This is a genomic window from Desulfovibrio piger (assembly GCF_951793255.1).
GTDB lineage: Bacteria > Desulfobacterota > Desulfovibrionia > Desulfovibrionales > Desulfovibrionaceae > Desulfovibrio.
On sequence record NZ_OX636706.1, the window covers coordinates 1,870,643 to 1,879,349 of the forward strand.

Consider the following 8,707-nt stretch of genomic DNA (forward strand, 5'->3'; position numbering starts at 1 on the left):
GTTGGTGAGAAAGGATCAGCGTCCGGTCCGTTGCCTGGAGCGGGTGCGCATGCGCCGTTCGGCCCGGTCCATGCCGCGGTCGAAGGCGGAGGCGCTCCCGCCGCCTTCCGGCGCGGATATCTCTTGCGCGGTCGTGCGCGGCGTCCTGTTGTCCAGCCAGGCTGCCAGTGCACGGATGCTGGTGTGCTCGAGCAGGGTCATGAGCGGGATATCCGTGCCCAGGCGTTCCCCGAGGGCGGCCTGTACGGCGACAAGATCAAGGGAACTCAGGCCCATCTCGAAGAAGCGGCTGTCGATGCTTATGTCGTCGCGGCCCAGGACATGCGCGATGGCTCCGGCCACCAGCCGTTCCGTCTCAGATCCGGGCTGTGCCCCCTTCATCCGGGGGAGTTCCTGGTCGGGGTCGAGTACGAGGCTCTTCCTGTCGACTTTGCCGGAGCTGGTCAGGGGAAGGCTTTCCCGCATCAGGATCATGCCGGGGACCAGGAAGGAGGGCAGACGCTCCGCCAGCCATTGCTGGAGCTCTTCCGGCGCCGGAGACGTGCCGGGCCGGCAGGCCACGAAAGCGGCCAGCACCTGGCCCGCCTGCCTGCCCCTGACCGTCAGGGCGGCGGCCTGTTCCACGAAAGGATGCTCCATGAGGGTGTTCTCCACCTCGCCCAGCTCGACCCGGTAACCGTTGATCTTGACCTGATTGTCCTGACGGCCGAGGAATTCGATATTGCCGTCGGGCATGTAGCAGCCCAGGTCACCGGTGGCGTAGAGGTCTTCCCCTGTGCCGGGGTGGCGTATGAAGCGTTCGGCCGTGCGTTCGGGATCCTTGAGGTACCCGTCGGCAAGACCGTCACCGGCGATGTGCAATTCGCCGGGGACCCAGTCCGGGCAATCGCTGCCGTGGCGGTCGAGGATGAAGAACCTCTGGTTGGCCAGCGGTTTGCCGTAAGGGATGCTCTTCCATTGCGGCAGGACGTCTTCCACGGGGAAGAAATTGGACCAGATGGAAGCTTCCGTGGCGCCGCCGAGGCTGAAGAGCTGCAGCTCCGGCCAGAAGGCCCTGATGCGTCCGGGCAGGCCCAGGGGGATCCAGTCCCCGCTGAGCAGGGCGCAGCGCAAGGGCGGCAGGGCAGCGGGATGATGTTCCAGATGGGCGGCAAGGATCTGGAGGAAGGGGGGGACGCTGTTCCAGATGCTCACCTGATGCCGGTGCATCAGCTCCAGCCAGTGGGCCGCTTCCAGACGTCTGGCGGGATCCGGCAGGACCAGGGCCCCGCCCGCGCCGAACAGGCCGAACATGTCCCAGACGGACAGGTCGAAGGTGAAGCGCGAAAGGGCAAGGACCCTGTCCGAAGACCGCAGCCCGGTCAGTTCGTTGACGGCCCTGATGGTGTTGACGGCGCGTTCGTGGCGGATCATGACCCCCTTGGGAGCGCCCGTGGAGCCCGAAGTGTGGATGACGTAGGCCAGCGCGTCAGGACGGCTGACGCATCTTTCGAAATCAAATTCGGAATTCGATTTCAATAAATCCTCATCCATGACCATGACGGGCAGGCCCGCGGGCCAGGGCAGGGACGCATGGCGGCGCTGCACCAGGACGGCCCCGGCCCCGGAATATTCGAGCAGATGCTTGAGGCGGGCAGGGGGGACAGCGGCATCCACGGGCATGTAGGCGGCTCCGGCACTGCTCACGGCCAGGGCCGCGACCGCTTCTTCCCAGCCGCCGTTGCTGACGACGGCCACAAGGCTGCCCTGGCCGCAGCCCCGGGCCATGAGCCTGCCGCAAAGGGCCTCGGCAGCCCTGCCCAGATCCCGGTAGCTCAGGCAAAGATCGCCGTCCGCCAGGGCCAGGGCCCCGGGGGCATCTCGCAGGGAACGGGCAAAAAGGCTGTCCAGCGTCCCGCGGCCCGCATGGGGGAACTCCCGGGTCGTGGCGTTGGCCGTGCGGCGGCGTCCCAGCTGTTCCTGCGGCAGCAGGGGCAAATGGGTCTGGTGCCAGATCCTGTCGTCCCGGGCCAGCATCCGGAGCAGGCGACAATAGGCGGAAAACATGCTGTCCACGAGCCCTTCGGGGAAGAGTTCGTCCACGGCATCCCAGTTGAACTCAAGGCAATCGTCCACCTCGCGGACCTGATGGTCGATCCAGACCTGCGGCGTCTGCGTGATGTTGTAGACCATGCGCCCGAACGTGCGCAGGGCCGGATGGGTGCCGTGCTCGTCGCCGAAGCCGATGGTACTGGTGAAGACGATGGGGATGATGTCGGCGCTGGAACGGCCCGTGCATCTGCTCCATTCGCGGATGACCTCCACGCCGGAGAAGGTGCTGTGATCCATGTCGGCCCACAGTTGGGCCTGCAGGGCCCGTGCGCGCCGGAGGAAGGATGCCGTGCCGTCGAAAGAGCAGGCAAGCAGGCTCACGGACGTGAAGTCGCCCACGATCTCCCCGACTTCGGGATGCAGGGGCAGCCGGTTGAAAAGCGTGACATTGAGAGTGAACTCGTCCCGGCTGCTCCAGCGGGCCAGCACCTCGGCATAGCAGGCCAGCAGCAGGCCGGAGACCGTCAGCTCGTGCGCGGCGGCCTTTTGGCGCAGGTCCGCCCAGGTCTTCCGGTCGAGCTGCGCCGCATGGCGGACGAAGCGCGGGCGCTCCACCTGCGCGGGCGGGACGGCCAGGGGCAGGTCCGGCGCGGGCGGCAGGGCGGCGACACGCTCCAGCCAGTATTCTTTGTCCTTCCGGTAGCGCGGGCTCTTCCTGAAGGCTTCCAGTGCCAGCACATAGTCCCGGAACGAAAGGTCCAGGGGGGCCGGTTCCCGTTCAGGATACCGGTAGAGGCTTTCGAGCCCGTTCATCATCAGGTTCATGCTGTGCAGGTCGGCTACCAGCAGGTCCAGGCTGATGTGCAGGCGGATGGAACCGCCCGGCATCCGGGTGGCGGCCACACGGAACAGGGGCCATTCCTTCGCGGAGAGCACTTCATGCCCCATGCGTTCCCGGCATTCCAGCACCATTTGTTCGGCAACCCCGGCATCCAGGCCCGTCGCGTCCTGTACCGTGACGGTGAAGGGCGGCACCTCGGGCAGGATGCGTTGCCGTCCGTCCTCCATGATGACGCAGCGCAGCATGTCGTGATGCCGGATCAGTCTGTTCCAGCAGGCCTCCCAGCGGGGAAGGTCCAGATCCTCCGTTTCCAGCTCGAGATAGACGTGGCAGGAGACATTGCCCAGCACGAGGGCGCCTGTCCGGCCCACCCAGTAGGCCTGTTGCATGTCCATGAGCGGGAAGGGCTCATGACGGGCGGCGCTGTCGGGATGGATGACGGGCAGGTCCCCGTCCTGAGCCCTTTTCCCGGCGTCGAGCAGGGAGGCGATCCGGGAGGCCAGGGCATCGATGGTAGGCTCCTTGAACAGCAGGCTGCGGTCCACCCGGATGCGGAACTGCTTTTCCAGCGACTGGAACAGGTCCAGGGCCAGCAGGCTGTCCACGCCCAGCTCGATAAGGTTGGCATCGCCGGGCAGGCTCGCGGCGTCGGTCCGCAGGATGGTCGCCACCTTGGCACGGACGGCCCGCATGACGGCATCCCGGCTGTCCCGGCCCGCGCTGTCCGCTTCGGGCGATACGGAGGCTTCGCTGTCGTCCGCTGTGGCGGGGCAGAGCGATCGCAGCAGGGGCGGCAAACGGTCGCTGTCGTAGCCTGCGGCATAGCGGGGCCAGTCCATATGCAGCACGGCGGCCCTGCACTCGTCGCGGGAGAGGAGGCGTTCCATGACGGCAAAGCCTTCCTCGGGCGCAACGGTATGGATGCCTAAACGGGAAAGGGTGCGGAGGTCGGCCTGACGTACGGCCATGCCGGCATCACGGAAGGCTCCCCAGTTGATGCTGAGGGCGGGCAGGCCCAGATGGCGGCGGTACAGCGCGAGCTCGTCAAGGAAGGCATTGGCCGCCGCGTAGTTGCCCATGCCCATGGGGCCGAGGAAGGAGGCCGTGGAGGAGAACAGGACGAAGGCTTCCAGCTGGTGGTCCAGCGAGAGCCGGTGCAGGTTCCAGGCGCCCTCCGCCTTGGGGGCGAGGACCCGTTTGAAGCGCGACGCGTCGAGGCGGAGGAGCCTGTCGTCATCCAGCGTCCCGGCCAGGTGCCAGATGCGCTTCAGTGGCGGCATGTCTTTCAGGGCGGAGTCCACGGCATGTCGCAGGGCGCTGCTGTCGGACACGTCGGCCAGGGCCAGACGGACAGTGCAGCCCTGTTGCCGCAGGTCTTCCAGCAGGGCCGCTTCCTCCGCCGCAGGCTGGCGGCGGGCCAGCAACAGCAGGTGACGGCAGCCCCGGCGTACGCGGTCGGCGCACAGGCGCAGGGCTATCCCGCCCAGGCCGCCGCTCACCAGTTCCGTGCCGGAGCATGCGGAATGCCCGGTTTGGACGGCGGCGGGCCAGCGCAGGATGATCTTGCCCGTGTGGCGCGCCTGCATCATGTGCCGGAAAGCAGCGTCATGGCGGTCGGCGGCAAAGACCGTGACCGGCAGCAGGGCCAGCTCTCCCCGGGCGCATCCCCGCATGGCACGCCGGAAGATCCCGGCCATCAGGTCGGGCCGGTCGCGTCCCAGCTCCACCAGATCCAAAGGACGGTAGCGCATGAGGCCGCGTTCTGTCCGGTAGTCGCCCGCCTGGCGCAGACCGCTCTTGCCCAGCTCCACGAAGCAGCCATTGTCCGCCACCAGCGGGAAGGAGGCTTCCTGCGCCTCGCCGGCCAGGGAGTTGAGGATGATGTCCACCCCCCTGCCGCCGGTGGCATCCAGGACTTCCTGGGCGAAGCCGGTGGAACGGGAGTCCATGACCAGTTCCGCCCCGAGCGATCGGACCAGCTCCCGCTTGGCCGGGGTGCCTGCCGTGGCGAAGATGCGGGCACCGGCCCTGCGGCACACTGCCATGGCGGCGAGTCCCACGCCGCCGGAGGCCGCGTGGATGAGGACGGTCTGTCCGGCGCGGATGCCGGCAAGCTCCTCAAGGCCGTAGCAGGCCGTGATGTAGGCGACGGGCAGCGCGGCGGCCTGTTCGAACGAGATGTCCGCGGGCAGGGGGCAGGTCATGGCGGCAGGCAGGGTGATGTGGGTCCGCAGGCAACCATAGGCGCTGACCGCCACGCGATCTCCTACCTGGATGCCGGAGACGCCGTCACCCACAGCGGTGACGATGCCGGCCCCGTCACTGCCCACGGCGGTCTCTTCGCCGGGGTAGATGCCCATGACCATCATGACGTCACGGAAGTTGAGGCTGGAGGCCGCAAGGGCCACTTCCACCTCGCCCGCTTCCGGGGAGCGGCGCTCCAGCGGCTGCCAGCGCAGGTTGTCGAGACCGGGACCTTCCATGACGAGGGCCCGGGGGCCTGTCGCTCCGTCGTCCCGGCCGTCGTCCGCCCTTTCAAGGCGGGGCAGGAGGCGGCGGCCGTCACGCAAGGCCTGACGGTCTTCCCCGTCTTCGCAGGCAAGGGCCCGGAACAGGGTATCGTCGGCCTCCGGGTGCTGAAGATCCATGAGGCGCACGCGCAGGGCGGGATGCTCCATGCACACTACCGGGCCGAGGCCCCAGACGAGGGACTGGCCGGGCAACGGCCGCTCCTGGGCGTCGGCCGCAATGTCGGGGCCGAAAGTCCCGCTTGTGAGGATCACGAGATCGAGGCGGGCCTCCATGTCCCGTGCCCGCGCCTGCCGGACGATCTCCAGCAGGGGCAGCACGCTGCGGTCATAGGTCCCGTCAGGATCAGCCATGCCCGGGACGCCCAGGGGCCAGGCATCCACCACATGCAGGCGGCCCTGTCCGTCAGCAAGGGCATCCAGAGCCGCAGGAAGGCCGTCCCGTTCCGCATGGGAAAGGACGCGGCAGTGGCAGCCGTCAGATTCCAGGCGCGCCGCAAGTGCCTCGGCCAGGGGGCCGGGATCTGCCAGTACGAGCCAGCGCCCGTCCAGCCGGGCCCGGCCGGGGAGCTGTTCCCCCTCGATCCAGCGGACAGCGTAACGGGCGGCCTCCGGGGAGCCGGCCTCTTCCTCGACGCTTTCAGGCGGCAGGGCACTCATGCGCAGGTCTTCCATGCGACCGACGGCTTCGCCGTTGCCGTCGAAAAGGCTGACGTCCAGCAGGAACGTGCCCGTATCGCCGGGATCCTCGGCCGGGCTTTCCCGCAGCTCCAGCATGACCTGCACATCAGCGGGGCACTGTTCCGGCAGGTCCAGATGCCGGCAACCCGCCGGGACGAAGATCCTGTCCGTATCCCTGTCCTGCTGGGGGATGCAGGAGAGCACACCCTGCAGGCAGGCATCCAGCAGGGCGGGATCCCAGCCCCAACCGTCGCTGGAGTTGCCGGAGGAGACACGGGTCCTGGCCCTGCCCCGGCCGCTGCGGATCTCCCGCAACAGGCGGAAGGAAGGCCCGTACGAGACGCCAAGACCCTGCATGGCGGCATAATAGGCCGCTATGTCCTCGGGCATGTCTTCGTCGCTTGCCGGTGCCGCCGCAGGCATGGAGCATGCCGGGCCTTCGATGCCGGCTCGCGCGGTCCTGTGCCAGGCCCCGGGAGCTTCGGGGGCGGTAGAGGTGAAGAGCTCCATGACGCCCCGTTCCCTGTCGCCTTCCAGGATGAGCTGGAAAAAGACGTCCCGGTCCCCGTCCAGCGGCAGGGGACGAAGCAGGGCCACATGACCGAGACCGCAGTCCGCGCCGTATTCCCGGGCGGCGGCCGCGCGCAGGAGCTCGAGGAGCAGGCTGCCCGGGGCGATGCTCCTGCCCGCTACCCGGTGTTCCCGCATGCGTTCCAGTTCCTTGCCGCCAAGGCGGCCCCCGTAAAGGATCTTTCCTTCCGCAGTTGTGAAGCGTTCGCGCCACACGGGATGGGAGAGGGCTTCACGGCCGGTGCCATCCGTGCCGGTGCTGTCTTCTTCAGGCCAGAAGCGGCGGCGCTGGAAGGGAGTCAGGGGAAGCCGGACGCGACGGGCGCCCAGACGCAGGGCTTTTTCCTGGAGGGCGTCCAATGCCTTGTCGTCACCGGCCATGTAGGCCAGGGCCACCCGCTGGAGTCCGTCATCCATGAGGTCGCCGGGCACGTCCCGCGCCTCCGTATGTCCGGAAAGCAGCATCCCCTCGGGCATCCCGCCCCGGGCAAAGGCGTGCAAAGCCTCCCGGAGCGCGCCGGTCGAGGTGGCGCGGACGGCCAGCCGGACCTTGTCCCGGCTGCGTGAGGCCCTGGCCGTGAAGCAGATGTCGGCAAGGGAGGCGGACGGGGCCTCCAGCGCCCGGGCCATGCGTCCGGCAAGGGCACGCAGCATGGTCCCGGTGCGCGACGAAAGGACGAAAAGATCCGGCGTGCCGTCAGGCAGGTGGCGGGAATTCACCGGCTCTTCGGGAGCCTGCATGATGACGGCATGGGCGTTGGACCCGCCGATGCCGAAGGAGCTGATCCCGGCGGCGCGTGGTCTTTCCGCATCCTTCCAGTCCGCAAGGGCCGTGTTGATGTAGAAAGGGCTGGCGTCGAGGTCCAGGGCCGGATTGGCTTCCTCGAACAGGGGGTGGGGCGGAATGTGGCCGGTATGGACGGCCATGACGGCCTTGATGAAACTGGCGATGCCCGACGCGGCATCGGCATGGCCGATGTTGGCCTTGACCGCGCCGAGGGCGCAGAAGCCCCTGTCCTGCGTGAAATGGCCAAAGGCCTTGCCCAGGGCGGCGAATTCGATGGGGTCGCCGAGGGCCGTCCCGGTGCCGTGGCTTTCGACAAGGCCGATATCACGCGCGGAAAGTCCCGAGAGGGAGATCGCCTCGCCGATGACGGCGGTCTGGCCGAATTCGCCGGGCGCGGTATAGCCCACCCGCCGGGAACCGTCATTGTTGACTACGGAGGCCAGCACCACGGCATAGATGTGGTCGCGGTCGCGCAGGGCATCTGCCAGCCGTTTCAGGACGACGACGCCCGCCCCGCCGGAAAAGACCGTGCCCGAGGCATTTTTGTCAAAGGGGCGGCAGTAGCCGTCGCGAGAGAAGATCATGCCTTCCTGGAACAGGTAACCTTTCTCCTGGGGCACATCGATGGCCACCCCTCCGGCCAGGGCCATGTCGCACGCGCCGCTGCGCAGGTTCTCGCAGGCCACGTGCACGGCGGAAAGCGAGCTGGAGCAGGCCGTCTGCACGCACAGGCTGGGCCCGTTCAGGTTCAGCTTGTAGGAGACGCGCGAGCACAGGTAATCCTTGTCGTTGCCCACCAGGCACTGGAAGGCCTCGGCACCGTTCCCGGCCTTCAGGCCTCGGCACGCATGTTCCAGATAGGCACTGATGCGGCTGCCTGCAAAAACGCCGACGCTCTTGCCTTCCAGCCCGCCGCCGGGCAGAGGCGTATATCCGGCATCCTCCAGCGATTCCCAGGCGCATTCCAGGAAGGTGCGCTGCTGGGGGTCGATCTTTTCCGCCTCGCTGCCGGCATAGCCGAAGAAGGCTGCGTCGAATTTGTCGATGTTCCCCAGGCTGTAGGTCGCCGGGACGTAGTTCGGGTCGCGCAGCAGGCCGTGATCCACGCCCGCTGCGGCAAGGTCTTTCCGGTCCAGGAAGGTCACGCTGACCTTGCCTTCGCAAAGGTTGCGCCAGTATCCGTCGAGGTCGGGAGCACCGGGAAAACGGCAGCTCATGCCGATGACGGCGATCGCTTCGTCAGTGATGTTCATGCTGTCCATGACTTTC

At 67.7% G+C, this 8,707-nt stretch carries 1 protein-coding gene; it reads right to left on the reverse strand.

Annotated elements, in window-relative coordinates:
* Nucleotides 1–15 precede the first annotated feature (15 nt).
* Entirely contained in the window at nt 16–8,700 is an 8,685-nt protein-coding gene (locus Q4I12_RS08415; RefSeq protein WP_302261312.1) for a non-ribosomal peptide synthetase, read from the reverse strand.
* Nucleotides 8,701–8,707: the final 7 nt, after the last annotated feature.

Excerpts from the sequence above, each read along its gene's own strand:
- Q4I12_RS08415 (WP_302261312.1), bottom strand. The coding sequence starts at position 8,700 with ATGGACAGCATGAACATCACTGACGAAGCGATCGCCGTCATCGGCATG.